20 protein-coding genes are annotated in these 26,772 nt (G+C 61.6%); 5 read left to right on the forward strand and 15 right to left on the reverse strand.

The window, feature by feature from the left end:
- Positions 1-58: 58 nt before the first annotated feature.
- From pepN to BMZ10_RS08620, 6 genes are read right to left on the reverse strand one after another with little or no spacing between them, the layout of a single operon-like run.
- Complete coding sequence (gene pepN, locus BMZ10_RS08595; RefSeq protein ID WP_093459802.1) at positions 59-2,725, reverse strand: aminopeptidase N; 2,667 nt, start codon at positions 2,723-2,725, stop codon at positions 59-61.
- A 32-nt stretch (positions 2,726-2,757) separates the two neighbouring features.
- Positions 2,758-3,588: a DUF2797 domain-containing protein gene (locus BMZ10_RS08600; protein WP_177182064.1), complete on the reverse strand. Its 831-nt coding sequence runs from the start codon at positions 3,586-3,588 to the stop codon at positions 2,758-2,760.
- Positions 3,585-3,845, reverse strand: coding sequence for a YeaC family protein (locus BMZ10_RS08605; RefSeq protein ID WP_093459806.1), 261 nt, complete (start codon positions 3,843-3,845; stop codon positions 3,585-3,587). The genes BMZ10_RS08600 and BMZ10_RS08605 overlap by 4 nt, the downstream gene beginning before the upstream one ends.
- A 29-nt stretch (positions 3,846-3,874) precedes the next feature.
- A complete protein-coding gene (locus BMZ10_RS08610) occupies positions 3,875-4,747 on the reverse strand; it encodes a rhomboid family intramembrane serine protease (protein ID WP_093459808.1) in 873 nt (290 codons plus the stop codon).
- Positions 4,744-5,715: a metallophosphoesterase gene (locus BMZ10_RS08615; protein WP_093459810.1), complete on the reverse strand. Its 972-nt coding sequence runs from the start codon at positions 5,713-5,715 to the stop codon at positions 4,744-4,746. The genes BMZ10_RS08610 and BMZ10_RS08615 overlap by 4 nt, the downstream gene beginning before the upstream one ends.
- Positions 5,715-6,605 carry an NAD(+) kinase gene (locus BMZ10_RS08620; RefSeq protein WP_093459812.1) on the reverse strand — a complete coding sequence of 297 codons (891 nt, stop codon included), beginning with the start codon at positions 6,603-6,605 and terminating at the stop codon, positions 5,715-5,717. The genes BMZ10_RS08615 and BMZ10_RS08620 overlap by 1 nt, the downstream gene beginning before the upstream one ends.
- Positions 6,606-6,786: 181 nt before the next feature.
- On the opposite strand from BMZ10_RS08620, the gene BMZ10_RS08625 reads away from it, so the two are divergent.
- Complete coding sequence (locus tag BMZ10_RS08625; protein ID WP_093459814.1) at positions 6,787-7,785, forward strand: DUF1853 family protein; 999 nt, start codon at positions 6,787-6,789, stop codon at positions 7,783-7,785.
- Here the strand turns inward: BMZ10_RS08625 and BMZ10_RS08630 are convergent.
- The 9 genes from BMZ10_RS08630 to BMZ10_RS08670 form a co-directional block, all read right to left on the reverse strand.
- Complete coding sequence (locus BMZ10_RS08630; RefSeq protein WP_093460181.1) at positions 7,748-9,031, reverse strand: arsenic transporter; 1,284 nt, start codon at positions 9,029-9,031, stop codon at positions 7,748-7,750. The two genes, BMZ10_RS08625 and BMZ10_RS08630, sit on opposite strands and share 38 nt — an antisense overlap.
- Positions 9,031-10,236: an MFS transporter gene (locus tag BMZ10_RS08635; protein WP_093459817.1), complete on the reverse strand. Its 1,206-nt coding sequence runs from the start codon at positions 10,234-10,236 to the stop codon at positions 9,031-9,033. Before BMZ10_RS08635 ends, BMZ10_RS08630 begins: the two co-directional genes overlap by 1 nt.
- A 242-nt stretch (positions 10,237-10,478) precedes the next feature.
- The gene (locus tag BMZ10_RS08640) at positions 10,479-11,819 is read right to left on the reverse strand and encodes an MFS transporter (RefSeq protein ID WP_093459819.1); all 1,341 of its coding nucleotides are present in this window, start codon (positions 11,817-11,819) and stop codon (positions 10,479-10,481) included.
- Positions 11,820-12,047: 228 nt separating this feature from the next.
- Positions 12,048-12,953, reverse strand: coding sequence for a 1-aminocyclopropane-1-carboxylate deaminase/D-cysteine desulfhydrase (locus BMZ10_RS08645; protein WP_093459822.1), 906 nt, complete (start codon positions 12,951-12,953; stop codon positions 12,048-12,050).
- A gap of 338 nt (positions 12,954-13,291) precedes the next feature.
- Entirely contained in the window at positions 13,292-15,331 is a 2,040-nt protein-coding gene (locus tag BMZ10_RS08650; RefSeq protein WP_093459824.1) for an NADPH-dependent 2,4-dienoyl-CoA reductase, read from the reverse strand.
- Positions 15,332-15,581: 250 nt separating this feature from the next.
- Complete coding sequence (locus BMZ10_RS08655; RefSeq protein ID WP_218147198.1) at positions 15,582-16,409, reverse strand: alpha/beta fold hydrolase; 828 nt, start codon at positions 16,407-16,409, stop codon at positions 15,582-15,584.
- A 732-nt stretch (positions 16,410-17,141) separates the two neighbouring features.
- Positions 17,142-18,776: a GMC family oxidoreductase gene (locus BMZ10_RS08660; RefSeq protein ID WP_093459826.1), complete on the reverse strand. Its 1,635-nt coding sequence runs from the start codon at positions 18,774-18,776 to the stop codon at positions 17,142-17,144.
- Positions 18,773-19,315, reverse strand: a complete 543-nt coding sequence (locus BMZ10_RS08665; RefSeq protein WP_256214407.1) for a sorbitol dehydrogenase family protein — start codon at positions 19,313-19,315, stop codon at positions 18,773-18,775. The genes BMZ10_RS08660 and BMZ10_RS08665 overlap by 4 nt, the downstream gene beginning before the upstream one ends.
- A 15-nt stretch (positions 19,316-19,330) precedes the next feature.
- On the reverse strand, positions 19,331-20,731 hold the full coding sequence (locus BMZ10_RS08670) for a c-type cytochrome (RefSeq protein WP_093459830.1): 1,401 nt from the start codon (positions 20,729-20,731) through the stop codon (positions 19,331-19,333).
- A gap of 605 nt (positions 20,732-21,336) precedes the next feature.
- On the opposite strand from BMZ10_RS08670, the gene BMZ10_RS08675 reads away from it, so the two are divergent.
- The 4 genes from BMZ10_RS08675 to BMZ10_RS08690 all read left to right on the forward strand — a co-directional run.
- Positions 21,337-22,977 (forward strand): methyl-accepting chemotaxis protein, encoded by a 1,641-nt coding sequence (locus BMZ10_RS08675; protein ID WP_093459832.1) that lies wholly within the window; start codon positions 21,337-21,339, stop codon positions 22,975-22,977.
- A gap of 223 nt (positions 22,978-23,200) precedes the next feature.
- Complete coding sequence (locus BMZ10_RS08680) at positions 23,201-24,352, forward strand: carbon-nitrogen hydrolase family protein (protein ID WP_093459834.1); 1,152 nt, start codon at positions 23,201-23,203, stop codon at positions 24,350-24,352.
- Between the two features lie 3 nt (positions 24,353-24,355).
- Entirely contained in the window at positions 24,356-25,396 is a 1,041-nt protein-coding gene (locus BMZ10_RS08685) for an AraC family transcriptional regulator (RefSeq protein ID WP_093459836.1), read from the forward strand.
- 750 nt (positions 25,397-26,146) lie between these two features.
- A partial coding sequence (locus BMZ10_RS08690) for a pyridoxal-phosphate dependent enzyme (protein WP_143070276.1) occupies positions 26,147-26,772 on the forward strand: 626 nt, incomplete at its 3' end.

The following is a 26,772-nucleotide window of genomic DNA, read 5'->3' on the forward strand; positions in this document are numbered from 1 at the left end:
CGCGCAAAAAAAGGGCCTTCCGCTCTCACGCAAGGCCCTTCTTACCCCGGGTGATCGATCAATCAGCCAGGCTTTTGCTCACCACTTCATACACGTCGGGCGAGAGTTCGCCGGATGCGCGGATGCGCTCCAGTTCGGCTTTCATCAGTGCCTGACGCGCGCTGTCGTATTTGCGCCAGCGGGTCAGTGGCGCCAGTTGACGGGAGGCGATCTGCGGATTGAAGCCGTTCAGTTCGATGACCAGATCGGCCAGGAAGCGATAACCCGAGCCATCGGCGGCGTGGAAGTTGATCAGGTTTTGCCCGGCGAATGCACCGATCAGGGCACGGACCTTGTTCGGGTTCTTCAGGGTAAAGGCCGAGTGCTGCATGAGTGCTTTCACACGATCCAGACCGCCCGGCAGCGTGCTGCCAGCCTGCACGCTGAACCACTGATCCATGACCAGCGCGTTGTCTTTGAAGTTCTCGGCGAACACCGCGAGCGCCTTGGCTTTCTCGTCCTCGAATGGCGAGTTGACCAGCACCGCAAGGGCAGTAAGGCGTTCGGTCATGTTGTCGGCGGTATCGAACTGGTCGATCGCGGCGGCCAGCACGTCCTGCCTTTTCGTAAGCATCAGGTAAGACAGTGCGATGTTCTGCAGCGCGCGGCGGGCAAAGTGCTCGGACTCGGCCACGTATGCGGTCGTTTTCGACAGCTCGCGGTTAGTCTGGTAGCGCTTCCACAGCGCGTCACTGAGGCCATTCGCCAGTTGCTTGCGGGCAAACTCACGGGCAGCGTGAATGGCATCGACGTCCGCCACTTCGCTGATCTCGATCAGATACGCCTCGCCCGGCAGGGACAGCATTTCCGCGACCATGGCCTGATCCAGGCTTTCATCCGCCAGCACCGTGCCCAACGCGGTCATCAGTCGTTGATCCAGAACCAATGGCTCGCCTTTCTGATGCTGGGCGATCAATTCTTGCAACACTTGAACCGACAGTTGTTGACCGGCATCCCAGCGATTGAAACCGTCGCTGTCGTGCTGCATCAGGAACATCAGCTGATCGCGGTTGTACGGGAAGCTCAGCTTGACCGGTGCCGAGAAGCCGCGCAGCAGCGAAGGCAGCGGCTGTTCGGCGACGTCGACAAAGGTGAAGGTCTGCTCGGCCTCGGTGACCGAGATCACGCGCGAATGACCCGATGCGGCTGTCTCGCCCTGCAGGCGCAGGGGAATTTCGTTGCCTTGCTTGTCCAGCAAGCCCAGTGAAACCGGGATGACGAAAGGCTTTTTGGCCTCGCCGGGCTGGCCTGGCGTGGTGGGCGCGGACTGGCGGAACGTCAGGCTGTAGGTCTTGGCCGATGCGTCATAGGACTCGGTCACCGCCAGACGTGGCGTGCCGGCCTGGGAATACCAGCGCTTGAACTGGGTCAGGTCGACGCCGTTGGCGTCTTCCATCGCTTTGACGAAGTCGTCGCACGTCACGGCCTGACCGTCATGGCGCTCGAAATACAGATCGCTGCCTTTGCGGAAGCCCTCTGCGCCCAGCAAGGTATGAATCATGCCGACGACTTCCGAGCCTTTTTCGTACACGGTCAGGGTGTAGAAGTTCGAGATCTCGATGAAGCTGTCCGGGCGAACGGCGTGGGCCATCGGGCCGGCGTCTTCGGCGAACTGGTGGGTGCGCAGGTAGGCAACGTCCTGGATGCGTTTGACCGTCGCCGAGTTCATGTCGGCCGAGAAGCCCGAATCGCGGAAGACCGTGAAGCCTTCCTTGAGCGACAGCTGGAACCAGTCGCGGCAGGTCACGCGGTTGCCCGACCAGTTATGGAAGTATTCGTGGGCGACAATGGCTTCGACGCGCTGGTGCGCAGCGTCAGTTGCGGTTTCGGCGCGGGCCAGCACGGCGCTGGAGTTGAAGATATTCAGGCCCTTGTTTTCCATCGCCCCCATGTTGAAGTCGTTGACCGCGACGATCATGAAGATGTCCAGATCGTATTCGCGGCCATACACCTCTTCGTCCCAGCGCATGGACTTCTTCAGGCTGTCCATCGCGTGCTGGCATTTGTCGATGTTTTCGGGCTCGACGAAGATGCGCAGCGTGACCTTGCGCTGGCTCATGGTGACGAAGGTGTCTTCGACGCACCACAAATCTCCTGCGACCAGCGCGAACAGGTAAGCCGGCTTCTTGAACGGGTCTTCCCAGGTCGCCCAGTGGCGGTCGTCGCCTTCAGGGCCCAGGTCGATCAGGTTGCCGTTGGACAGCAGGATCGGAAACGCCTGCTTGTTGGCAATGACCGTCGTGGTGAAGGTGCTCATCACGTCCGGGCGATCGAGGTAATAGGTGATCTTGCGGAAACCCTCGGCCTCGCACTGCGTACAGAACATGCCGCTGGACTTGTACAAGCCCTCCAGCGCGGTGTTGGTTTCCGGGTGGATCTTCACGCTGGTGTCCAGGGTGAAGGTCGCGGATTCAGGCTGAATCGTCAGGCTGTCGGGCGTCAGCTGGTAATCGCCGGGCGCCAGGTCCACGTCGGCCAGCTTGACCGACAGCAGCTCCAGCAACTGGCCGTCCAGAACCAGCGGAGGCAAGCCGGCGCCTCGCTCGGGATTGCGACGCATGACCAACTGCGCGTGCACCAGCGAGTGGTCGTCGAACAATTCGAATGTCAGGTGCGTCTCGTCGATGAGGTACTCAGGCGCCTGATAATCCTTCAGGTAAATCATTTTCGGCTGTTCGGTGCGCATGATTCTGTCCTTATGCTTTTTCTGTTACACGGCTACTGGTGCACGGCAAGTTGATACGCCGTGTACTTGCGGATGTTGATCACGCCCGTGTCGAAGATCAGGTATTGACCCTTGACGCCCAGCAGCGTGCCTTCGGCGATGGGATCTTTGTCCAGATTGAAGCTGACGATCTTGGTCGGATAAGCCTCGACCGGGTAACGAATCTGGATGGGCTCGACATCGTGCAGCAACTGAATTGCCTGCAGGCCGAAACGCGTTTGCAGCGCGGTCAGACCTTCGGCGCAGGACTCGAACAATTGCTGACGGATGGCACTGAGGTCAACCGATGGGGCATCACCTTTAAGCAGCGCCCGCCAGTTGGTGCGATCCGCCACCTGGCTGCGAAACAGGTCCTCGACGAACCCGGACTGCTGACGGGTTGCCACACGCACGATCGGCAGGGCCTGACTGGCGCCCTGATCCAGCCAGCGTGTCGGCAACTGCGTGGCGCGGGTGATGCCGACTTTGACGCCCGACGAATTGGCCAGATAAACCACATGGTCAGTCATGCAGAATTGCTGGCCCCACGAAGGATCGCGGCACGTGCCGTGTTCGTGATGGCATTTCTCAGGGCTCATGATGCAGATATCGCATTGCGCCAGCTTCTGCATGCACGGGTAGCAATAACCCTGGCTGAAGCTGGTCTTGGTCCGACGCCCGCAATGGCTGCAGTGAATGGCGCCCAGATACTCCAGCCGCACAGTCTTGCCGATCAGCGGGTTGACCGGAATTTCCGACTCACCCAGACGAAAAGCGTATTCAACGTTCGAGGCGTCCAGACGCGCCGACATTTTATTAACGGATCCGCGGCCAATCTCGATCAATGGATAGCGTCCGATTTGAACAGGATATTGGGCACCGGTGCGGATTTGGAGGCGCATTCCTGCGGCCCCATGTAACCAATGCGCTGGTCCTCCGGCACATTGCGCACTTCCCAGGCGATGAGCGCCTGCAGCGACAGTTCACGTTGTTCCTGAGTCAGCTTGCGGCCATCGGACCACTTGCCGATTTCCACGGCCAGTTTCAGGCTCTCGTAGATGTCCGGGGTGATGTTTTCAATCATTTCTACAAACGAAGACATGGGTTTCTCCCAGAATTAAGCGGGCGATTTTAATGTGTACGGCGGGCCAATGCACCGCCCACAAGACCTGTTGCACAACCGATGATCAGTCCGCCGACATGCGCGCCGTTGGCGATTTCGCCGAAACCGAGCAGGCTGATCAGGCCGGACATGCACAGCACCAGCCAACCCAGCATCATCACCAGCACACCGCGCGGCAGACGATATATGGGGTTTGGCGCCAGCCATTGAAAGAGCCAGCAATGACCGAGCAGGGCGTAAAGCACGCCTGACAAGCCGCCAAACAGGCTCGGACCGCTCCAGAAATACTGGCCGTAGTTCGAAAAAGCGGCGAATGCCAGCGTCAGACCCAGCAACTGCCAGCTGCCCTGACGCATTTCGATGCGCCGTCCCAGCTCCCAGAACCACAGCGCGTTCATGACCAGATGCAAGAGACCGAAGTGAATCAGCATCGGCGACACGACGCGCCACCATTGTCCCGCTGCCAGCGACATCTGAACCGGCGTGAACATGACGTAATCGCCACTGACCCGGAAGTCGTTGAAGGTCAGCCAGCTGAGCGCTTCGAAATTGTCGCCCAGCAGCGTCACGCCCGCCACGATCAGGCACAGCAGCAGGATCACGCTGGTCACCGGGCTGCTGCGGACCTGAACCAGCGGACTCGGCCGGGTCAATGCCACCACTTCCCGACCGGGTGGCAACTGTGCAGTCGGGTCGCCCTGCGGGTATTGCTGATACAACTGACGAATGTCGTCGGCCAGTTGCGGCGCATCGGGCACCCAGAGCACCTGCTCTCCCGCTTCCTCACTGACCCGATGAGGCACATTAAGGCGGCGAAGCAATTCGACAAAACCGCTCAGATCGGTGTTCAGCGGCAGACGTAGTACGGCAACCGGGTTCATCGGGCAGTCTCCGGCCGCGTGACGTCGACCCAGACGAACTTGCTCGGGTCTATTCGGGTTTCCTGGTCCAGCCGGTACGCCACCAGCTTGCCGTACAGCACCGCGCTGTAATCCAGGCACGCCAGGTTGGGACGGATCGGCGCGGGAATGCCGCTGCGCCAGTAATGACCGACGAACAGCAACGGCTCGTCGACGCCATAACGCAGCAATGCGCTTTTTTCGCTGTCCGACAGCGGCCGTTTCGCGACAGGCTCCGGCAGCGCATCTGGCTGGAACACGACGTCACCATAGGTCTGCGGATCGTCTTCCCAGAACTTGGTGCGGAACGAGGCGCGGGTCAGGCCATCGCCGCCGGTCAAGGTCATGCCATGGGGCAAGCGCATGTCGGTCCCGCGCAGCAGGCGGTCGAACACCCCACTGGCGAAGCTGCCCTGAATGGCCGAGGCCTGCACGAACGCCTGATCGACCCGGCCGTCGCCGTGACGACTGCGCAGCGGCTCGATCAGACTGGCGTCCCAACACGCGTGCACCAGCCGAAAACGCTCGGCGTCGATGAACAGCGGCAGTTCGTAGAACCATTTCAGAAAATCTTTCCAGTCACCGGGATGCTGCTCGAACTGAGCCAGCGTTTCACCCAGCAGCCGCGCATGACGCGGAGTGTGTTCACGCACGAACTGCTTGCCGCTTTCCGGCGGCGCCGGCGTGCTCCAGCCCAGGGCGTTGAATTCATGGTTGCCCATGATGCAAAACGCCTGACCGGCCTCAACCATGTCGTGAACGATGTGCAGCGCTTCGCGAATGCGAGGGCCGCGGTCGATGATGTCGCCCAGAAACAGGGCGATGCGTTCAGGGTGGCGCCAGACGCCAGCCTGAAAGCGGTAACCAAGGGTGTCGAGCAAGTGCTCAAGGGTCTGGGCACATCCATGCACGTCACCGATCAGATCGTAGCTACGCGCGGGATCGAGCATCAGTCGCTCCCGCCGCCAAGCCGACTGCCCCAACCGAGTTTGGTCCGGCAGACTTCGTAATAATTGTGATCGAGCGGGTGAATGAGTCGCAGCTTCTGGGGCTTCTTTTTCACGGTCACGGTGTCACCCGGTGCGCAGGTGAAGTGATTCTGTCCATCGCAGGAAACCTGTGGGTAAATCGTCATGTCCTTTGAGACAACGATTTTCAGCTCACTGTTTCCATCGACGACAATCGGCCTTCCGGACAGCGTGTGCGGGTACATCGGCACGATGACGATGGCGTCCAGCTTGGGGTGCATGATCGGTCCGCCCGCCGACAGCGCGTAGGCGGTCGATCCGGTGGGCGTGGCGACGATGAGCCCGTCGGCCTTCTGGCTGCAGACGAACTGCCCGTCGATGTAGATCTCGAATTCGATCATGCGCGTGGACTTGCCAGGGTGCAGCACCACGTCATTGAGGGCGTCGCCCTGACCGATGGCCTCGCCATGACGGCGGACTTCGGCCTGCAGCAGGAAGCGGTTTTCCACCAGATAGTGGCCGTCCAGCACCTCGGCGACTTTCACTTCCAGTTCATCGGGGCGAATGTCGGTGAGAAATCCCAGGCTGCCGCGGTTGATCCCCAGCACCGGCACATTGTGTTTGGCCAGCGCGCGCGCGGCGCCCAGCAGGCTGCCATCACCGCCGACGACGATGACCATGTCGCAGACCTCGCCGAGCATCTTGCGCGAGGACGTCTGCAGCCCGTGCCCGGGCAGCACTTCAGCGATGGTGTCTTCGAGGATGACGTGCAGATGCCGCGATATCAGGAATTTCTTGAGTCGGCGAACGGTCTCGAGAACTTGGGAACTGCCCAGGCGACCAATGATGCCGATGTTACGAAATTGCTCCATGGGGCTCCCGCAGGTTCGATGCACGTCTATAAAGTAGGCGATTATGGGCGAAGGGGTCGGCAGCGGCAAACCAACAAACGTGATCGGCCTGATGAATGCATGAGGTAATGCATGAGGTATTGAATACGTTTCGCATTTCCTCCTGATAATCCACCTGGACGCGTCCTGCTATCCTCAGCCGATGACCCCATTCCCGACCCTCACCGCCCTGCCCCGTCAATTGCGCACGCCTGCGGTGCGTGACCTGGCGTGGGTGATCCTGTCACCGCCCATGCTTGCCGTCACCGAATGGCCGCAGCGCCACCCGCTGAGCGCCAGCGGCTGGGTAGAGGAGCCGCAAGCGCTTGCGGCGTTTCTGCAACGACTGGATGACGACAGCAGCGCCTTGCAGGACTGGCTCGCGAAAAGCTCGATTCGTCGTCTGGGCCTGTATTACGAGCGCCTGTGGCAATTTGCGATTGAGCATGCGCCAGGCGTCGAGATGATCGCTGCCAACCTGCCCATCCGCGTCGCCGGCCATACGCTGGGCGAGCTCGACATGCTGCTGCGTGATCGCGAAGGTGTTCATCACGTCGAACTGGCGGTCAAGTTCTACCTCGGCCAGGAAGACGCTGACGGCCGCCGCACGGAAAACTGGCTGGGACCGGGCTCTCACGATCGGCTGGACTTGAAGCTGGCGCACCTGAATACCCACCAGTTGCCGATTTCCGCACGCGCTGAAAGCCGCCAGGCGCTGGCGGCGTCAGGCATCGAGCCGTCGAGCGCCGAGGGGCTGAAGGCCGAACTGTGGCTGGGTGGCTACCTGTTTTATCCCTGGCCCATCACCACGGCCGCACCTGACGAGGCCGCTGAAGACCACGCCCGCGGACAATGGGTGCACCGAAAGGACTGGCCCAGCTTTGCCGCCAGCGGTGCGCAAGGACGCTGGCAACTGCTGCCGCGTCCGGCCTGGCTGGCGCCCGCGCGGTACGAAGAAGCGTGGAGCGTCAGCCATTTCGACGCATGGCTGGAACGACTCGACCCGCTGGCGCCGGCGCAGTTACTGGTGCGCCTGACCGAGCACGCCGATGGCCATTGGCTGGAAGCCGAGCGGCTGTTTCTGGTGTCGGATATCTGGCCCGCCCAGTGCGACGCTGTCGACGTCACACACTCAATCGCAGCACCAGCGCCGCCAGGGTGATCAACAGCACCGGCAGTGTCAGCACGATGCCAACGCGGAAGTAATAACCCCAGCCGATGCTGACGCCCTTGCGCGCCAGCACGTGCAGCCACAACAACGTCGCCAAGCTGCCGATAGGCGTGATTTTCGGCCCCAGATCGCTGCCGATGACGTTGGCATAAATCATTGCTTCCTGCAGCGGGCCCTGGGCGTGGCTTGCGTCGATGGACAACAGCCCGATCAATACCGTCGGCAGGTTGTTCATCACCGAAGACAGCAGCGCAGTGAGCACTCCGGTCCCCATTGCCGCGCCCCACAGGCCGTGTTCGGCGAAGCGGTCAAGCCAGGTCGCAAGGTACGTGGTCAGGCCCTGATTGCGCAGGCCGTAGACGACCAGGTACATGCCCAGCGAGAAAATCACGATCTGCCACGGTGCGCCTTTCATGACCTTGCGCGTCGAGATCTGATGACCTCTGGCGGCCACGCCCAGCAGGATCGCCGCGCAGACCGCCGAGATGGCGCTGATCGGAATGCCCAGCGGCTCAAGGGCGAAGCACCCCACCAGCAGAATGCACAATACCCACCAGCCGGTCATGAACGTGGCCCGGTCGTGAATCGCCGAGGACGGCTCGGCCAGTTGCGAGGCATCGAACGTGGCCGGAATGTCGCGGCGAAAGAACACCAGCAAGACCACGAGCGTCGCCGCCACGCTGACCAGATTGATCGGCACCATCACCGAGGCGTAGCGGTTGAAACCGATGCCGAAGTAGTCGGCGGACACGATGTTGACCAGGTTCGACACCACCAGCGGCAGGCTCGCGGTGTCGGCGATGAACCCTGCGGCCATGACGAACGCCAGCGTGGTGGCCGCCGAAAAACGCAATGCCAGCAGCATCGACATGACAATCGGCGTGAGGATCAACGCGGCGCCGTCGTTGGCGAACAGCGCGGAAACCAGGGCGCCGAGCAGCACGATGAACGAGAACAGCCGACGACCCTTGCCCCGCCCCCAGCGCGCGACGTGCAATGCCGCCCAGTTGAAGAAGCCGGCCTCATCCAGCAACAGGCTGATGATGATCAGCGCGATGAACGTGCCGGTGGCGTTCCAGATGATGTGCCATACCTGCACGATGTCGACCGGATGGACCACCCCGGCCAGCAGCGCCAGCACTGCACCGAATGTCGCGCTCCAGCCGACACCCAGCCCTTTTGGTTGCCAGATCACCAGCGTGATGGTGACGAGAAAAATGAGGGCGGCGATCAGGATCAATGTCGGGTACTCGGAAGCAGGATGGCGAGGATGCCGAGCAGCGGCAGGAACGAACACAGGGTGTAGACGTAAACGATGCCGTGCAGGTCGGCAAGATGGCCGAGCAACGCGGCGCCAATCCCGCCGAAGCCGAACATCAGGCCGAAGAAGATGCCGGCAATCATGCCGACATTCCCTGGTACCAGCTCCTGCGCATACACGACAATGGCGGAAAACGCCGACGCCAGAATGAAGCCGATGATCACGCTCAGAACGCTGGTCCAGAACAGGTCGGCGTACGGCAGCGCGAGGGTGAACGGCGCAACACCAAGAATCGAGAACCAGATCACCGCTTTACGACCGATCTTGTCGCCGATCGGACCGCCGAAAAACGTGCCCGCCGCCACGGCTGCCAGGAACAGGAACAGGTGCAGCTGTGAACTGGCGACGCTCAGCTGGAATTTTTCGATCAGAAAAAAGGTGAAGTAACTGGTGAAACTGGCCATGTAGAAGTATTTGGAGAACACCAGAAGCGCCAGCACCACCAGCGCTGCCGTCACACGCCCTTTCGACAACCCGTGGGTTGCGGCCTGACCGGCCTTGAGCCTAAACAACGCCAGATGCGCCTTGTACCAGCGGCTGATCGCGTACAGCAGGCCCACCGAAAACAACGCCACCAGGCCGAACCAGGCGATGTGCCCTTGTCCGAAGGGGATGATGATCGCCGCCGCCAGCAGCGGCCCGATGGCAGAGCCGCTGTTACCACCGACCTGAAAGGTCGACTGCGCCAGGCCAAAGCGTCCACCGGACGCCAGCCGGGCGATACGTGATGCTTCCGGATGAAAGGTCGAGGAGCCAATGCCGATCAATCCCGCCGCCAGCAGGATCAGCGGAAAGCTTCCTACCGTCGCCAGCATCAGCACACCCGCCAGAATGCACAGAGATCCGACAGGCAGCACCAGCGGATTGGGGTGGCGATCGGTGTAATAACCGACCCACGGCTGTAACAGGGAGGCCGTGATCTGGAAGGTCAGGGTGATCAGCCCGACTTGGGTGAAACTCAGGCCATAGCTGGCTTTGAGCATCGGATAGACCGACGGCAGAATCGACTGGATCAGGTCATTGAGCAGATGCGCCAGCGCCACGGCGCCGATGATGCGCAGCACCAGAGGGCTGGACTGGGGCGTTGCGGTGGTCGCGGTCGAAGGGCTGGTGACGGCCATCAGGGTTCATCCATCGAACGATTGATGTGCCGCGCGCAGGTCATTACAAAAGATGTCAGCGGCACAAGGGGTCGCCAATGTGCCATTTTTTGGGGCGCCGGTGCCATTTTTTGTTGCGCCGATGCCCACCGCCACACGTTTTCACAGGTTCACAGCCCTCCCTGATACATCCCCTCTGCGCGATCTGATGCAACGAGCCGGACAGGCGCGCGGGTGAATGCGCGCCTGTCAATTCCCCTGAATCACGCCGCGGCCTGAAGTGCAGCTTTGGGCAGCAACGAGCCTTCAACGTCATGCAGCGAAACCTTAGACGTTTCCGGCAGTGCCAAGCCGCCCGCCAGCGCAAGCAGCGACACGACGATCAGGTAAAACGCGGGAGACAGATTGCTGCCGGTCACGCCGATCAACCACGTCGCCATCAAGGGCGCTGTGCCACCGAAGATGGTGTACGCCATGTTGTAGGTGATCGCCGAGGCGGTGTAGCGAGTGCGTGTCGGAAAGGTTTCCGACAACAACGCAGCGGTCACCACGCCACACAATACGGCGCCTACCGCCAGCAGCATGACGCCGATGATCGAGGCGGTGAAGGAGCCGGAACTCGCCATCAGGAAAGACGGATACACGACCACGATCAGCAGGACGCAGGTGCTGATCAGTGTCTTGCGTCGTCCCACTTTGTCGGAAAACGCCCCGGCCAGTGGACAGATCGCTGCCGCGAACAGCAAGGCGATCAGGGAAACCAGCAAGGCCGTCGCGCGGCTGAGCCCACCGGCGACTTGCAGGTAGGTCGCGAAGTAAGTCGTGAACATGTAGAACGACAGCGCGGTCAGCGACACGAACGCGCCCAGGCAACAGATCGCGGCGCCATGGTTGCGCAGGGTTTCCTTAAGCGGCGAGTGGGCGACGGCATGCTCTTGCGTCACCGCCTGAAAGGCCGGCGTCTCGTCCAGTTTCCAGCGCAGATACAGGCCAACCAGCCCCAGCGGCGCGGCGATCAGAAACGGCAAGCGCCAGCCCCAACTGCTCATGGCTTCGCCAGACAGCGAAGCTTCGAGTGCGTAGGCAATGATGGCCGCCGCAGCGAACGCGGAAAAGGTCGAGACCGGGACGAAGCTGCCGTACCACGCGCGCTGGGTGCGCGGGGCGTGCTCCATGAGGTAGGCGCAGGCGCCCGCATATTCGCCGCCCGCTGAGAAGCCTTGGGCGCAGCGGATGATCGTCAGCAGAATCGGCGCCATCACGCCGATTGCGGCGTACGTGGGCAACAAGCCGATGATCGTTGTGGCGCCGGCCATCAGCAGGATGGTGAACGCCAGCGTTCGTTTGCGCCCGATCTTGTCGCCCAGCATGCCGAAGAACACACCGCCCAGCGGCCGGAAGGCGAAAGCCACGGCGAACACCGCGAAGGTTTTCAATAACGCGGCGCTGGCATCGCCGCTGGGGAAGAACTGTTGGGCGATAGTGGTGGCGAGAAAGCCGTAGACCGCGAAGTCGAACCATTCGACGAAATTGCCGATGGCGGCCGCAACGATGACTTTTCTCAAAGTGGCAGGGTCGACCTGCTCGATGGCTGGAGTTGTCATGCATACCTCGGCGCGCGTGGGAGAAAATCCGATTATCGATACAGCGCCTGGGTCGCCTTACTCCAGAAGAGTCGCCGACGTACTCAGGACCGACCTGTCGAGGTGTCTGTTCCGCAGGATTCGTGCCAGCGCAGGTGAGAGGGCCGTGGACGCTTTATCGCCGTGCCCGGCAGATGTCTCAGCGTCTGGCGTCTGAATGTGTGCCCTCAGCGGGCGTGATGGGTTGAATCAGCGTCGACGCTCGCCTGTGAAACCTCGTTTGCCCTGCAGGCCGCCGGTGTGCACGAAAATCAGTTTCGAACCGTCGGCCAGTTGCCCCGCTTCCACAGCCTGTCGCAGCGCCAGCAACGCCTTGCCGGTGTACAGCGGCTCGAAGGGAATGCCGCTTTGCGACTCACATTCGGCGATGAACGTCAGCAGTTCCGGATCGGTTCTGGCGAAGCCGCCTCGGCTTGCGTCGAGTAACTCGTAAGCCCGATCCATCGAGGACCCGAGCATCTGCTGAATGTGTTGCGCGACGCCATGCCCCTCGGGCACCGCCATCGCGCCGTAGGCCTTGCGTCCCTGCGATTCCGCCAGCACCAGGCCGGCCAGGGTCGTCCCGGTTCCGCAGGCCAGCCACCAACCGTCGTAGTCGTCCCATCCGATATGGCCGAGCTGGCGACGCGCCTGAACCACAATGTCGGCACAGCCCGAAGCGCCATCCACCCCGCCCCCGCCCTCAGGAACCGGGTGAAGCTGCGGGTATCGCTGGCGCCAGGGCAGCCAGAAATCCGCTTCGTGACGCGCGCGATACCCGGCATACCCGAGCCAGTGCAACTCCATGCCGAAGGCATGCAGATCGAGCACCGTGGGGGTTTCGACGGGGTGACCGCGCAGCAGGCCGACGGTGGCGAAACCGAAGCGCTTGCCGGCCGCCGCCAGCGCATGAAGATGGTTGGAATGCGCCCCGCCAAGGCTGATCACACCCTCGGCCCCGGCATCATTCGCAGCGCGCAGGTGATGCTTGAGCTTGAACCATTTGTTGCCGCTGATGAGCGGGTCGATCAGATCCAGTCGCAGAATGGCGACGTCGACGCCGGACTCGCGGAGCCAGTCAAGATCAAGGCGGTGCAGCGGAGCGTCGGGCAGCATGGCATGGCTCGTCAGACAAAGACGACAAAGTCTAACCTGACCGGCTGCAACACAACCCAAATGCCACCGCTCAACCTGTAGGAGTGAGCTTGCTCGCGATGACTTATTCCGGTCATTGCATCTCCACAGCATGCACTGGCCTCATCCCGGCTTAAGCCGGTCCTACGGACGCCGCGAGTTTTTCGTAGGACCGGCTTTAGCCGGGAAGACGTCGGGTATGACGCCGTTGATCGATGGGCGCTTTGAAGACCGTTGGCTCACCCTGCCGAGCGCCTTCACCTGCATGTCGCTGCCACAGCACATTCACGCCGGCCACATCGCAGCACGCCCTCCAACCCTTACAGCTGCGCCGCCAGTCGCGATCCCTGGTTGATGGCACGCTTGGCGTCGAGTTCTGCGGCCACGTCGGCGCCGCCGATGAGGTGCACGCTCTGCCCCGCCGCCGCCAACCCGTCGTACAGCTCGCGCAGCGGATCCTGGCCGGCGCAGATGACGATGTTGTCCACCGCGAGCAGCTTTTCCTCGCCCTCCGCGCCGATGCGAATGTGCAGACCGGCGTCGTCAATCTTCAGGTACTCGACGCTGTTCAGCATTTGCACCTGCTTGTTTTTCAGGCCCGTGCGGTGAATCCAGCCAGTGGTCTTGCCCAGGCCATCGCCGACTTTGGAGGTCTTGCGCTGCAGCAGAAATACTTGACGCGCCGGCGCATGAGGATGGGGTTTGACGCCTGCAACGCCGCCGCGGGCCGACAGCGCACCATCAATGCCCCACTCCTCCCAGAACCCGTCGCGATCCAGACTGGTGGCGACGCCCTGGTGCACCAGAAATTCGGACACATCGAAGCCGATACCGCCTGCGCCGATCACCGCCACCGCCTTGCCCACTGGCTTGCGCTGCAGGATCACGTCGAGGTAACTGAGCACTTTGTCGTTATCGATGCCGGGAATGGCCGGTGTACGCGGCGCAATCCCCGTCGCCAGAATCACCTCATCGAAGCCCTTGCCGACCAGATCGTCCACTGACACGCGCGTGTTCAGGCGCACATCGACGCCGGTGGTCTGCAGCTTGCGGCCGAAGTAGCGCAGGGTTTCGTAAAATTCTTCCTTGCCCGGAATGCGCTTGGCAATGTTGAACTGCCCGCCGATTTCACTCGCCGAATCGAACAGCGTCACCTCATGACCGCGCTCGGCCGCCACGGTCGCGGCCGCGAGCCCGGCGGGGCCTGCACCGATCACGGCGATTTTTCTGACCTGCGTGACGGGCAGATAATTGAGCTCGGTCTCGTGGCACGCCCGAGGGTTGACCAGGCAACTGGTGAGCTTGCCGCCGAACGTGTGGTCCAGACAGGCCTGGTTGCAACCGATGCAGGTGTTGATCTCATCGCCTCGTCCCGCGGCCGCCTTGTTGACGAAGTCAGGGTCGGCCAGGAAAGGCCGCGCCATCGACACCATGTCGGCATCGCCTTCGGCCAGCACTTGTTCGGCGACCTCCGGCGTATTGATGCGGTTGGTGGTGATCAGCGGGATCGACACCGAACCGCGCATTTTTGCCGTGACCTTGACGAACGCCGCGCGCGGCACCTTGGTGGCGATGGTCGGAATCCGCGCTTCGTGCCAGCCAATGCCGGTGTTGATCAGCGTCGCCCCGGCCTGCTCGATCGCCTTGGCCAGCTGCACGACTTCTTCCCAACTGCTGCCGCCTTCAATCAGGTCAAGCATCGACAAGCGATAGATGATGATGAAGTTCGCGCCGACGGCCTCGCGCACCCGACGCACGATTTCCACGGGCAAACGCATGCGGTTCTCGTAACTGCCGCCCCAGCGGTCCGTGCGATGGTTGGTGTGGGCGACGAGAAACTGGTTAATGAAATAGCCTTCCGACCCCATGATCTCGACGCCGTCATACTCGGCGGTCTGTGCCAGCGTCGCGCAGTGAACGAAGTCCTGAATCTGCTTCTCGATCCCCTCTTCATCCAGCTCTTTGGGCTTGAACGGGTTGATCGGCGCCTGAATCGCACTCGGCGCAACCTGCTTGGGGCTGTAGGCATAACGCCCGGCGTGAAGGATCTGCATGCAGATCTTGCCGCCCGCCTCGTGCACCGCCTTGGTCACGATGCGATGGTGATCGGCCTCCTCGGACGTCGTCAGCTTGGCCGCGCCGGAATACACACCGCCCTCGTCGTTCGGCGCGATGCCCCCTGTGACCATCAGGCCGACACCACCGCGAGCGCGCTCGGCGAAGTACGCCGCCATGCGCTCGAATCCGCCGGGTTTCTCTTCCAGCCCGGTGTGCATGGAACCCATCAGGGTGCGATTGCGCAGCGTGGTGAAACCCAGGTCCAGGGGAGCCAGCAAATGCGGGTAGTGAGCAGCGGCCATACAAAACTCCATCGAGCGTCATCACGGGGGCGCGAGCGTCTACTGCGCTCGTCGATTGCTTCAGGGACTTGAACTATAGCCCTGTTCATGACGCAAACAGTAAACAGCCCCCCGGTCACGCTCAATGTCCGAAAGTGACAACTTGATGATCGTAATGAACAGCAGGCATAAGAGAGATAGAACGAAGGCGCAGCCAGGCTGCGATGAGGCAGGTGCGTTGGGCGCGTGTGCGCCCGCAGCGTAAGATGGATCAGCCCTGGACGAAGGCCAGCAAATCCTTGTTGATGACGTCGGCGTGCGTGGTCGCCATGCCGTGCGGGTAACCCGGGTAGGTCTTCAGCGTGCCCTTTTTCAGCAGTTTGATCGCCAGGTGAGCCGAGTCGGCAATCGGCACGATCTGGTCATCTTCGCCGTGCAAGACCAACACCGGAACATTGATGGCTTTCAGGTCCTCAGTGAAGTCGGTCTCGGAGAACGCCTTGATGCAGTCGTATTGCGCTTTCGCACCGCCGATCATGCCCTGACGCCACCAGTTGTCGACGACACCGTCGAGGGTCTGGACGCCCGGACGGTTGAAACCGTAGAACGGGCCCGACGGCACATCGCGATAGAACTGGGCACGATTGCCTGCCAGCGCCGCGCGAAAACCGTCGAACACGTCCATCGGCAGGCCGCCCGGGTTCTTTTCGGTCTTCAGCATGATGGGGGGCACCGCGCCGATCAGCACCGCTTTGGCCACACGCCCGTCTTTCCCGTATCTGGCAACATAGCGCGCCACTTCGCCACCGCCGGTCGAGTGACCGATATGCACGGCGTTCTTCAGGTTCAAGTGCGCGGCGAGTTCGGCGACATCGGCGGCGTACGTGTCCATTTCATTGCCCGTGGCGGTCTGCGAAGAACGCCCGTGCCCGCGGCGGTCGTGGGCGATGACGCGATAGCCCTTGGAGACGAAGAAGAGCATCTGCGCGTCCCAATCGTCGGCGCTCAGTGGCCAGCCGTGGTGAAAGACGATCGGCTGACCGCTGCCCCAGTCCTTGTAGAAAATCCGGGTGCCGTCTTTGGTAGTAATGGTGTCCATGCGCATCGGGCCTTTTTCAGAAGGTGAGGTGCCAGCGGACTGGCTTGACTGTGCGAAGAGGGGCAGCGGCAACGCGGCGGCGGCCGCGACACCGAGGGAACTGATCATCACGGCTCGCCGGGTAAGACCATTCGAAAACATGTTGTCGTCGGTCATCGCAAACACTCGTAGGGGATCCAGCCTTGAGGGGGCAATCAGCGACGCGGCGGTCACTGTCGGACGCCGCAGGGTCACTGCATTTGAGCGAGCTGCAGATTAAGCGCGCCACGTGCCGTTCATCCATCATCCATGGAGTTAGCCGATCCACACGAAAGTATGAGCGCAAGGCCGGTCAGCGGGAAACCAGCGGTTGAATTGGCCACTCAGCACGCGGCGACCGCGCGCCTGTACCAGCTATGGCTTCGATGACGGGGGCGTACACGTACTTTGCACAGGGTAAGTGATCGAACATCCGGCGCAGCGCCCGATGCGCTCGCTCTCTGTCATTCCTGCTCAGATGAACGCGCTGCTGCCGAATGCGCAAACTCGGCCTTCACTGCCTGCAAAGCCGGCGGCCGCCTTCAGTGCATGACCTGCGCCCCATTCGGGATGATCGTGTTCGGCTCGGTTACCGCCTGGCGCAGAGCCGCGAGGTAAACTGCCATGGCGGCGTTCACGCACAAAGAGGGGCATCGAAAGGACCCCGTGCACCTTGCATGAAGCTCACGCAAGGTGCACGGCGATGTTGCCGTGTCAGACTTCGCCCACCAGCACGTCGGCGATGCGAATGCTCAATGCAGCGCCGGTCAGCGTCGGGTTGACGCACGACGACGACGGCATGACGCTGGTGCCGGCGATGAACAGGTTCGGGTGGTCATGGGTGCGGCAATCGCGGTCGACCACCGAATCCTTCGGATCGTCACCCATGATGGTCGTGCCCATGATGTGCTGACGGTTCTGGAAGCCGGTGTCCGTGCTCAGAATATCGGCGTCGAGCAGCTTGGCGAACTGTTTGAAGTCCTCCAGCGCTTTCTCTTTACCGGCATGCCAGTAGTCCGGAACGCTGTAGTAGATTTCCGGGACCGGCAGCCCGATTGCATCGAACTTGGTCTTGCTCGGCGTGACGCGGTTTTCCGGCAGCGGCAAGGTTTCGAAATCCACCGCCCAGTTCAGCGAACGCGCCGATTGCAGACGGATCTGCTCATCGAGTTTGGAGCCCAGAACGCCCTTCGCGATCAGATTGGAGGTGATCTGCGAGGTCGGCACCGTGTTGCGCACCTTGATCTTGTAGCTTGGGAAGTCTTTGCGGAACTCGCCGTCGCGACTGTTCAGGTAAACCAGCAACTGAGTCGGACCTTCGCCCGGCCACATGTCTTCCTTGGCCATGACGTTCATGCTGATACCAGTGTGGTCCATCAGATTGCGGCCGACCTGATCGGAGGAGTTGGCAATGCCGTTCGGGTATTTTTCCGACGTCGACATCAGCAGCAGCTTCGGCGATTCGATACCGTAGGCGGCAAGCACGAAGTAACGGGCGGTCAGCTTGTGCTGCGACTTGTCCGGGCGCATGTACCAGATCGAGGTGATCTTGCCATCGTCACCGGCCTCGATTTTGTAAACCACCGAGTTCTCGAGCACTTTGGCGCCATGACGCTCGGCTTCGTCGATGTGCATCGAGCCATCGTACTTGGCGGCAATCGGACACACCGGGTTGCAGTTGTTGTTGCCGGCGCACGGCGGGCGCTTGCCGTAAGGGCGAGTGGCACGGCCGTTGGGCTCCAGAATCGGGTTGTAACCGCCTTTGCTCAAAAGCTCCGACAGGCGCTTGAACATGTAGCTCGGCTTGAGGCCTTCCATCGGGTACGGAATCGAGCGCGGCGGGTAGGCTTGACCGCCCTGCCCGCTCTCGTCCTGACCGTCGACGCCGGACACGCCCAGCTCGGTTTCGGCGCGGGCGTAGAAAGGCTCCAGCTCGTCATAACTGATCGGCCAGTCACGGCCACGGCCATACAGCGATTTGAGGCGGAAATCGTTCGGCAGCATGCGCCACAACGAAGAACCGAAATGCCAGGTGGTGCCGCCGACCACACGCAAGTACGAGGTGTTGTATTTGACCGGGCCGACCTGCTGCAGGTAGTCGCCATACGTGGATGGCGCGTGGGGCATGCTCGGGTAAGGGGAACCGGCGCCTTGCAGCTTGGCGTTGGCCAGCGACAACTTGACCGGGGCATTGCGGAACGTTTCCACGACATCACGACGGTTCACCCGAGGACCGGCCTCGAGCACGATGACCGACTTGCCCGCTTTGGCCAGGCCAGTGGCGATCAGGCCGCCCATGACGCCGGAGCCGATGATGACCACGTCGGCATCGAATTGATCGCTGCTCATACTTTCGAATCCTGAATAGCTGCTGGTTTGGCGCCCCACGAAGCAGGGCCGCCACCGTAGGTGGGGATGGCGAGAATGCCGTGGGTAGGCTGGTACATCATGGCCAGCGAGTAGCTGATCAGTTCGGCATCGGCAGGCTCGCCGACAATGCCCAGATACCAGGCGGAAATGATGCTGGTGGCCGTGGCTTTCAGCGAAGCATCGGCATTGGCCTGCGCCAGATATTCATCGACGTGCTTGTAACCCTGAGCGCCGATCAGCTGCTTGAGAGCGATGACGTTGGTCGAGAAATTGGGCGCACGCTTATCCAGCGCCGCGTAGTAACGCGCGGCCAGCACGGCGTTCACCGGTCGACTCACCAGAAACTGCGACAGGGCGATGAAGTCGTCGTTGGAAACCTGAGCAGCCATTACCGACTGCCATGGCATCACGCTGCCGACCAGCGCCGTCAGACCCAGGGTGATCGAGCCTCGCAGCAGGTTGCGACGCGAGACGCCCGCCGGGCCCAGGTCTTGAGCCGATACATTTTTTTGCGTCATTGAACTGTCCATTATTCAAGCTCCCTTGCGACGGCGGGAGATCAACGCCATCACAACCAGGCCGATCAGCACGCAGACGAGGATGATGGCCGGGATAGTGAATCTGGCGAGCACGGCGAGCGGCGCTTTCGGGCCGCCTTCACGGGCCAGCGCAACGTCGGCGGCCGTCACTGTCCGCTCGGCATTGCCGTAGCGCGACAGCACATAGTTGCTGACGTCGGCGATCTGCTGGTCGTTGAGGCGATCCGTAAACAGTGCGTCAGGGCCGAAGGCAGGCATGTCGATCGCCACGCCGTCGACTTCGCGATGCACGCCATACACGATGGCGGCGATCAGGTTGTCGCTGCGGCTGGTCGCGGTGTTGTGAAACAGCGACGGGTATTCCTTGTTGCCTTGACCGTCAGCCTGATGACAGTTGGCGCAGGTGCCGCTGAAGATGTGCCAGCCCGAATTGTCCTCAGGCTTGCCGCCGCGCAGAGTCAGTTCGTCAGTCGATGCCTGGCCGAATTCATGGCGCGCCTTCGCTTCGCCCGTCTTGACCGGCTGGGTCTGCAACAGGTACGCCGCGATGGCTTTGAGGTCGGTATCACTGAGGTGCTGCAGGCTGTTTTCAACCGCCTCGGCCATGGGACCGGCTGCCTGAGCCTTGCCTTCGACGTGCCCGGTGCGCAGGTACGCCACGATCTCGTCGCTCGACCAGGCGCCAATGCCACTGACTTTGTCGGAGGTGATGTTCGGCGCGTACCAACTGCCCAGTGTGCCGCCCGCCAGCGCCTTGCTGTTGTCCGCCGCCATCAGCACGTTGCGCGGGGTGTGACAGGTGTCGCAGTGCGCCAGCCCGTTGACCAGATAATCGCCGCGGTTGACCTCTGCGGATTTGGCCGGATCCGGCGTGAAGCGTTTGTCGCTGTGAAACAGCGCGTTCCAGCCGATCATCGAGGCGCGGATGTTGAACGGGAAATCCAGCGCGGTTTTCCGGGTCGGCGTATCCACCGGCTCCACTTCTTTCATGAAGTAGTCGTAGAGGGCGGCGATATCGCTGTCGGTCATTTTCGAATACGAGGTGTACGGCATGGCCGGGTACAAATGCGTGCCATCGGCCGTTACGCCATCACGCACCGCACGCGCGAATTGGTCGGCGGTGTAGTTGCCGATACCCGCAGTTTTCGAAGGCGTGATGTTGGTCGAGTAGATGATGCCCATCGGCGAACTGAGCGGATACCCGCCCGCGAACGCTTTGCCGCCCGGCGCGGTATGGCACGCCACGCAGTCGGCCGCAACCGCCAGACGTTTGCCCGCCGAAGCGCTGCTTTCAAGCTGCTCGCCGAAGGCCGGTCCCGCCGCGGCGATCATCAGTGTGAACAATCCTGCAAAGGCATACCCCATGCTTTTTCCCTTATCAATGCGACGCGACATGAGTTCAACCCCAGGAACTGCGTTCTCTGTTTTTTCAAGGATCTGGAATCATGCGAGCACGCGGACGCCTGACCTCATTCGATGCAGATCAAGACGTACGATGTCGTATGAATTTCGGCGAATATTTCACAGAATGTAACATTAAGCAACAAACAAAAAAGGCTATGTGCCATCTTTTATTTTTTTGGGCGAAGGCTCTAGCACGGCGCTTTGATGATGACTCTCAACAAGCGCGCTCAGGGCAGTGTGAAAATCGAAGTGAGGATATGAGGTTTTCTGTTACAGAGCGTGCGTGATTCAGGAACGTTTGTGCGCTTATTTCGTCGCGGGCCACGAATTCTGGCCATTTGTAGGGAAAATATCCCTCCTGTTGGGCTCTCAGCCCGACTTCTCGCGCCAAGGCGCGCCTGAAAGACAGCCACGGCATATCGCCTTGGCGTCACCCTTAAAGCCCTGAGACGGCCGATCCAGAGCCTTTCTCTCAAAGAAACATTCCGTAACCCTACAGCTGTAGACAAACCCGCCGATAGACATACGACAACTCGCCGAGTCTCGCTTGGAGACGGCGAAACTTCCCCCCCGAAACCCCGTCTGCAGGATGCCCCATGAGCTGGATCAATGATGCAAAACTCTCCACCAAGTTGATTACAGCCTTTGCGCTGTGCGCGTTCATCACACTGGGCGTCGGCGTGTTAGGAAGTCGGGGGGTCAGTGCACTTTCGGGAAGTCTGAAGTTGGTGTTTGTGAACAACCTTGTCTCGGTGGCCAACACCGCCCAGACAAAAACCAAGGCCGTCGGCCAGAGCCGTGACCTGTACCGCTTGTATGTCGCCACCGCAGCCGGCCTGCCGCAGAGCGTGAAGGACGAATACATCGCCTCGATGAACGCCAACCAGTTGGCCAGCGAAAAAGCTTTCGCCGATTACCGCAAGACGCCGCTGGCGGACGATGAACGCGCCGCGGGTGACAAAATGGAGCGGGACTGGCCGGTGTATCAGGCCATGGTGCAGAAGTATGTCGGGCTGATGAAGGCCGGCGATCTGGAAAATGGCCGCTATCTGCTGCTCGGTGACCTGCAGAAAACCTACCGAGTGGTAATGGACGAATTGACCGTGATGGTCGACTCCAATGACCGTCAGATCGGAGAAGGCGCCGAAGCGGCGGGCCGGCTGGAATCGTCAGCCAAGACCTCGCTTTACATCGGCATCACCGTGGCGTTCATCGCGGCCATCGTTCTGGGTCTGTTCATCAGCCGTCTGATCAGCCGCCCTATCGCCAACGCGGTGGCGAGCGCCCGACGCATCGCGGAAGGCGACCTGACTCAGCATATCGCCAGCACCGGGCGTGACGAAGCCGGCCAATTGCTGACTGCGCTGGCCGAGATGCAGAGCAGCCTGAAATCCACCATTCAACAGATCGCCAGCGCGTCGGATCAGCTGGCTTCAGCAGCAGAAGAGCTGACCGCTGTGACCGACAACGGCAGTCGCGGGCTGCTGCGCCAGAACGACGAAATCCAGCAGGCTGCCACTGCCGTGACGGAAATGACTTCCGCCGTGGAAGAAGTCGCCCGCAACGCCGTCTCGACGTCCGAAGCCTCGAAAGCCACCAGCCTGCAAGCCAGCAACGGGCGCGATCAGGCGCGCAACGCAGTGTCGGCGATCAACAGCGCGACCACGGAAATCGCCGCCTCCACCACCATGGTCAAGGATTTGGCCGTGCAGGTGCGCGACATCGGCAAGGTGCTGGACGTGATTCGCGGCATCGCCGAGCAGACCAACCTGCTGGCCCTGAACGCCGCCATCGAAGCCGCGCGGGCTGGCGAGCAAGGCCGCGGCTTTGCGGTGGTTGCCGACGAAGTTCGCGCCCTGGCCGCCCGCACTCAGGCGTCCACCGGTGAAATCGAAGGCATGATCAACAGCGTGCAGACCAGCGCCGATCAGGCCGTGGGCGCGATGGGCAAAAGCCAGTCGCTGGTCACCGACACCCAGGCGCTGGCGCAGGCAACCGGCCAGGCGCTGGAGCTGATCGCCGACGGCATCGCCCAGATCAACGACCGCAACCTGGTCATCGCCACGGCGTCGGAAGAGCAAGCCAACGTCGCCCGCGAAGTCGACCGCAACCTGGTCAACATCCAGGACCTGTCGACCCAGACCGCAGCGGGTGCGCATCAGACCAATGCGTCGACTCAGGAGCTGTCGAGCCTGGCAGTCTCGTTCAATGCCCTGGTGAGCCGCTTCCGTCTGTAACGGCGCGCCACCGTACACAGACCGCAGCCATATACGACGGATGCGGTCTCGGCGTGTCGTCCCCTGCCACGCCATCAGGTCGCCAGACCGCCCTGCCTTCTCTCCTGGCTCCCGCCTGCACAGCCCGAATACCCAGCAAAACCTTTCTATAAGCCCCTGTTTGCCGTAGCCTTCGCACACCCCAATGCCACCACGCGTCGTCAAAGGCAGCTCTCGTTTCTACATGCGCAAAGTTCTCGGCTCACTCACCGCAACCGTGCTGGTGATCCTTCTTGTCAGCTACGGCTTGTGGACCAGCAAGCGGCATGTCGGGCATTACCTGGCGGACTTGCGCATCCAGCTGGTGATCAACGACGGCCAGCCCGGTGAGCGCGGTAACCTGCTGGGCATCCAGCCCGAACTGTTCCCGTCCGATTACTCGAGCGTCAAGCGTCTGCACCGCAAGCTGGCGGCGTACCTTGAGCAAGCCCGCGAGCACGGGCTGATCAACGAAAAAACCATCGTCGTGTTGCCCGAGCACGTCGGCACCTGGCTGTTCGCGATCAACGAGAAATCCCAGTTCTATCAGGCGACCACGCTGGAAGAGGCGTTGAACTGGCTGGCCTTCAGTAACCCGCTGCTGTTCGTCGACGCGATGTTCCATGCACGAGGACGCGACCGACTGCAGGACGCGCACCTGCGCATGAAGGCGAACAGCATGGCGCAGGATTATCAGGACGTGTTCGGCGGTCTGGCGCGAGAATTCGGTGTCACGCTGGTCGCCGGCTCGATCGTCCTGCCCAGTCCGCAGGTCAACAACGGGCAACTGCAGGCCGGCCACGGCGCGCTGTACAACAGCAGCCTGGTGTTCGGTCGCGACGGCGTGCCGCTCGGCCAGCCGCAACGGCAGCTGTTTCCCAGCGGTTATCAGCGAGGCTACATCCGCCCCGGCAAGGACGCTCCGCTGCGCGTGATCGACACCCCGGCCGGTCGGCTGGCCGTTCTCATCGGCAGTGACAGCTGGTATCCGGACAACTACGCACGCCTCAACGACAGCGGTGCCGAGCTGATTGCCGTGCCTGCGTTTGTCGCGGGCAGCAGCAGTTGGTCGCGCCCCTGGCATGGGGAAAAACATGATCCGCGAGCGGCTCATCTGGACCTCGGGCCGAAGCCGCTGACCGAAGGCGAAGCCTGGCGTCGGCTGGCGCTCACACCTGCCAGCACGGCAAAAGCGGGCATCAGCGTGTTCATGCGAGGGCAGTTCTGGGATCAAGGCGTCGCCGGACACAGTTTCGCCACACGCGGCGGGCAAAGCATCGCCGAACAGTCCATTACCGCAGCGCCCAAGGGAGCCCGACCCGGGCATGGCGCCCGCTTGATCAACCTGTGGCTGTGACCGATGAGCACGCCTCGGGTACGTCTGGGTGATCTGTCGGTCGGCTTCGTTCACAGCCTGGCCGACGCCGTTCGCAGCTTCGACCAGGACCCGCAGCCACTGCTTGATCAGTTCGGCCTGGACGCCGCCCGGCTGAGCGAGCCCGGTGCCCGGCTGTCGATTCCGCGCTACATGCGCCTGGGCCACGCCGCCATCGAGTTGACCGGCAACGCGGGGCTGGGTTTGCGCATGGGACGCTTGAGCCATTTCAGTCAGGCGGGCCTGGCGGGCATCACCGCCGCTCAGGCCCCGACTGTCCGCGAAGCCGCACGCACGCTGATCCGCTTCGAACCCCTGTACGGCTCCAATTATCGAGGGCAGTCCAGTTTCCATGAAGACAGCACCGGCGCCTGGCTGCGTTTCTACTCCATCAGCCCGTACAACGGTTACAACCGGTTTGTGGTGGACTCGATCCTGAGTGGCTGGCTGCAGCAGCTTTCCACGCTGTCGGGCAGCGCGTTGCAGGCCGAGCGCCTGGAGATCGAATTCGAAGCACCCGCCTATGCTGCGGATTATGCGGGCCTCAGCGAACAGCCGGTGAGCTTTGCCGCCGGCGCCAATCAACTGCGCCTGGGCCTGCGCGAACTCGGGCTGCGCAATCCGGATCATGTGCCGAGCACCTGGCGGCATCTGCTGCACGTGTGCGAGCGCGAACTGGAGCAACTCACGCGAACGCGCGGGCTGCGCGAGCGAATCACTCAAATGCTGGGGCCGCTGTTGAATGGCGGGCGCGAGCCGGATCTGCAAGAAGTCGCCGCCCGGCTGAAGCTGCCGAGCTGGACGTTGCGCCGCAAACTGGCGGAAGAAGGTACACGCTTTCGCGCGATCCTCAACGACACGCGCCGGGATCTTGCGATGACCTACATAAGGGATACCGAACTGGCGTTCGGAGAGATTGCCTATCTGTTGGGTTTTGCGTCGGCCGAGGCCTTTCAACGCGCTTTCAAACGCTGGAACGGACAGACGCCGGGAGAGTTCCGCCGCAGCCAGCGTCATTCAGTCTGACGCATTCACCCACGCAGGCTTAAAGCTCGGTTGCGTCATCAGCGGGCTCGACTGGGTCGAGTTCGTACGCCTGATACTCCAGCAGTTCTTCTTGGTAATCGTCCATCACTCAAGCCCTCGTGGCTGTTCTCTGTTGCTTCGGGAGTCGTGTTTGCGGGTCGTTTCAGCGACTGATCACTGCTGCGATCTCCACCCTAAAGCGCCCTCATGACTGAAAAATGAAGGCTTCTTGCACAGTAGACGAGGTCAATTGCAGAAAATTTACCGACACATCCCTGTCAAGGCTCTAGCGCGTGGCCTGTCGCCCATCCTCAATGTTTAGCCCACCGTTAAAATTCACGCAAGTGGTCAGGAAAAATCTGACGAAATAGCATTATTTGGCTGACTGTCGTGTAGGCGATTTCCCAGCGCAAGGTTGCTGTATGACGAAAGCATTGCACGATTGCCACTTGACGGCATGGAACAGCTCGCCATAGTCTTCGAGCCATGAACGTAACCAAGCATTTCTTCGGCCAGATAATTATTACCGCCATTCCAGTCATGGCGGGTTAGCCGACGTTTGCACCCAACCCGCCCTCGAGGCGGGTTTTCTCTCTCTGTCTCCCGGGCCAAAAAATCGAACCAGGAGCCAGACATGATCATCATCCGCCCTACCCTCGCCGCCCCAGCCCTATGCCTGATCGATGCTTCGACCTCGACGGGGACAACGCGATGAACCAACTCCTCGACGGCGTGCAGGTTCACAGTCACCTGCTCAGTGATTACGTGCGCAAAATCCTCACCTCCCGCGTCTATGACGTCGCCGTGGAAACCCCGCTGCAGGGCGCTCGTCAGTTGTCCGAGCGACTGGGCAACCAGGTGCTGCTCAAGCGCGAAGACCTGCAGCCGGTGTTCTCCTTCAAGATTCGCGGCGCGTACAACAAGCTGGCGCAACTGAGCGCCGAGGAACTTGCCCGCGGCGTGGTCACGGCTTCGGCGGGCAACCACGCGCAGGGTCTGGCGCTGGCGGCCAGAAAGCTCGGCATCAAGGCCACCATCGTCATGCCCAGGACGACGCCGGAGATCAAGGTCGAAGGCGTGCGCTCGCGCGGCGGCAAAGTGGTGCTGCACGGCGACTCTTTCCCCGAGGCGCTGGCGTATTCCCTGAAGCTGGTCGAGGAAAAAGGCTACGTCTACATTCACCCTTACGACGACCCTGACACCATCGCCGGACAAGGCACGGTCGCCATGGAAATCCTGCGTCAGCATCAGGGCAAGCTCGACGCGATCTTCGTGCCGGTCGGCGGCGGCGGGCTGATCGCCGGTATCGCGGCGTACGTCAAATACCTGCGCCCCGAGATCAAGGTGATCGGCGTCGAACCGGACGACTCCAACTG

The organism is Pseudomonas sp. NFR16, from assembly GCF_900108875.1.
Classification (GTDB): domain Bacteria; phylum Pseudomonadota; class Gammaproteobacteria; order Pseudomonadales; family Pseudomonadaceae; genus Aquipseudomonas.

Coding starts and splice junctions, on each gene's coding strand:
- pepN (WP_093459802.1), bottom strand. CDS start 2,725: ATGCGCACCGAACAGCCGAAAATGATTTACCTGAAGGATTATCAGGCG.
- BMZ10_RS08605 (WP_093459806.1), bottom strand. CDS start 3,845: ATGTCTTCGTTTGTAGAAATGATTGAAAACATCACCCCGGACATCTAC.
- BMZ10_RS08610 (WP_093459808.1), bottom strand. CDS start 4,747: ATGAACCCGGTTGCCGTACTACGTCTGCCGCTGAACACCGATCTGAGC.
- BMZ10_RS08615 (WP_093459810.1), bottom strand. CDS start 5,715: ATGCTCGATCCCGCGCGTAGCTACGATCTGATCGGTGACGTGCATGGA.
- BMZ10_RS08620 (WP_093459812.1), bottom strand. CDS start 6,605: ATGGAGCAATTTCGTAACATCGGCATCATTGGTCGCCTGGGCAGTTCC.
- BMZ10_RS08625 (WP_093459814.1), top strand. CDS start 6,787: ATGACCCCATTCCCGACCCTCACCGCCCTGCCCCGTCAATTGCGCACG.
- BMZ10_RS08635 (WP_093459817.1), bottom strand. CDS start 10,236: ATGGCCGTCACCAGCCCTTCGACCGCGACCACCGCAACGCCCCAGTCC.
- BMZ10_RS08640 (WP_093459819.1), bottom strand. CDS start 11,819: ATGACAACTCCAGCCATCGAGCAGGTCGACCCTGCCACTTTGAGAAAA.
- BMZ10_RS08645 (WP_093459822.1), bottom strand. CDS start 12,953: ATGCTGCCCGACGCTCCGCTGCACCGCCTTGATCTTGACTGGCTCCGC.
- BMZ10_RS08650 (WP_093459824.1), bottom strand. CDS start 15,331: ATGGCCGCTGCTCACTACCCGCATTTGCTGGCTCCCCTGGACCTGGGT.
- BMZ10_RS08655 (WP_218147198.1), bottom strand. CDS start 16,409: ATGGACACCATTACTACCAAAGACGGCACCCGGATTTTCTACAAGGAC.
- BMZ10_RS08660 (WP_093459826.1), bottom strand. CDS start 18,776: ATGAGCAGCGATCAATTCGATGCCGACGTGGTCATCATCGGCTCCGGC.
- BMZ10_RS08665 (WP_256214407.1), bottom strand. CDS start 19,315: ATGACGCAAAAAAATGTATCGGCTCAAGACCTGGGCCCGGCGGGCGTC.
- BMZ10_RS08670 (WP_093459830.1), bottom strand. CDS start 20,731: ATGTCGCGTCGCATTGATAAGGGAAAAAGCATGGGGTATGCCTTTGCA.
- BMZ10_RS08675 (WP_093459832.1), top strand. CDS start 21,337: ATGAGCTGGATCAATGATGCAAAACTCTCCACCAAGTTGATTACAGCC.
- BMZ10_RS08680 (WP_093459834.1), top strand. CDS start 23,201: ATGCGCAAAGTTCTCGGCTCACTCACCGCAACCGTGCTGGTGATCCTT.
- BMZ10_RS08685 (WP_093459836.1), top strand. CDS start 24,356: ATGAGCACGCCTCGGGTACGTCTGGGTGATCTGTCGGTCGGCTTCGTT.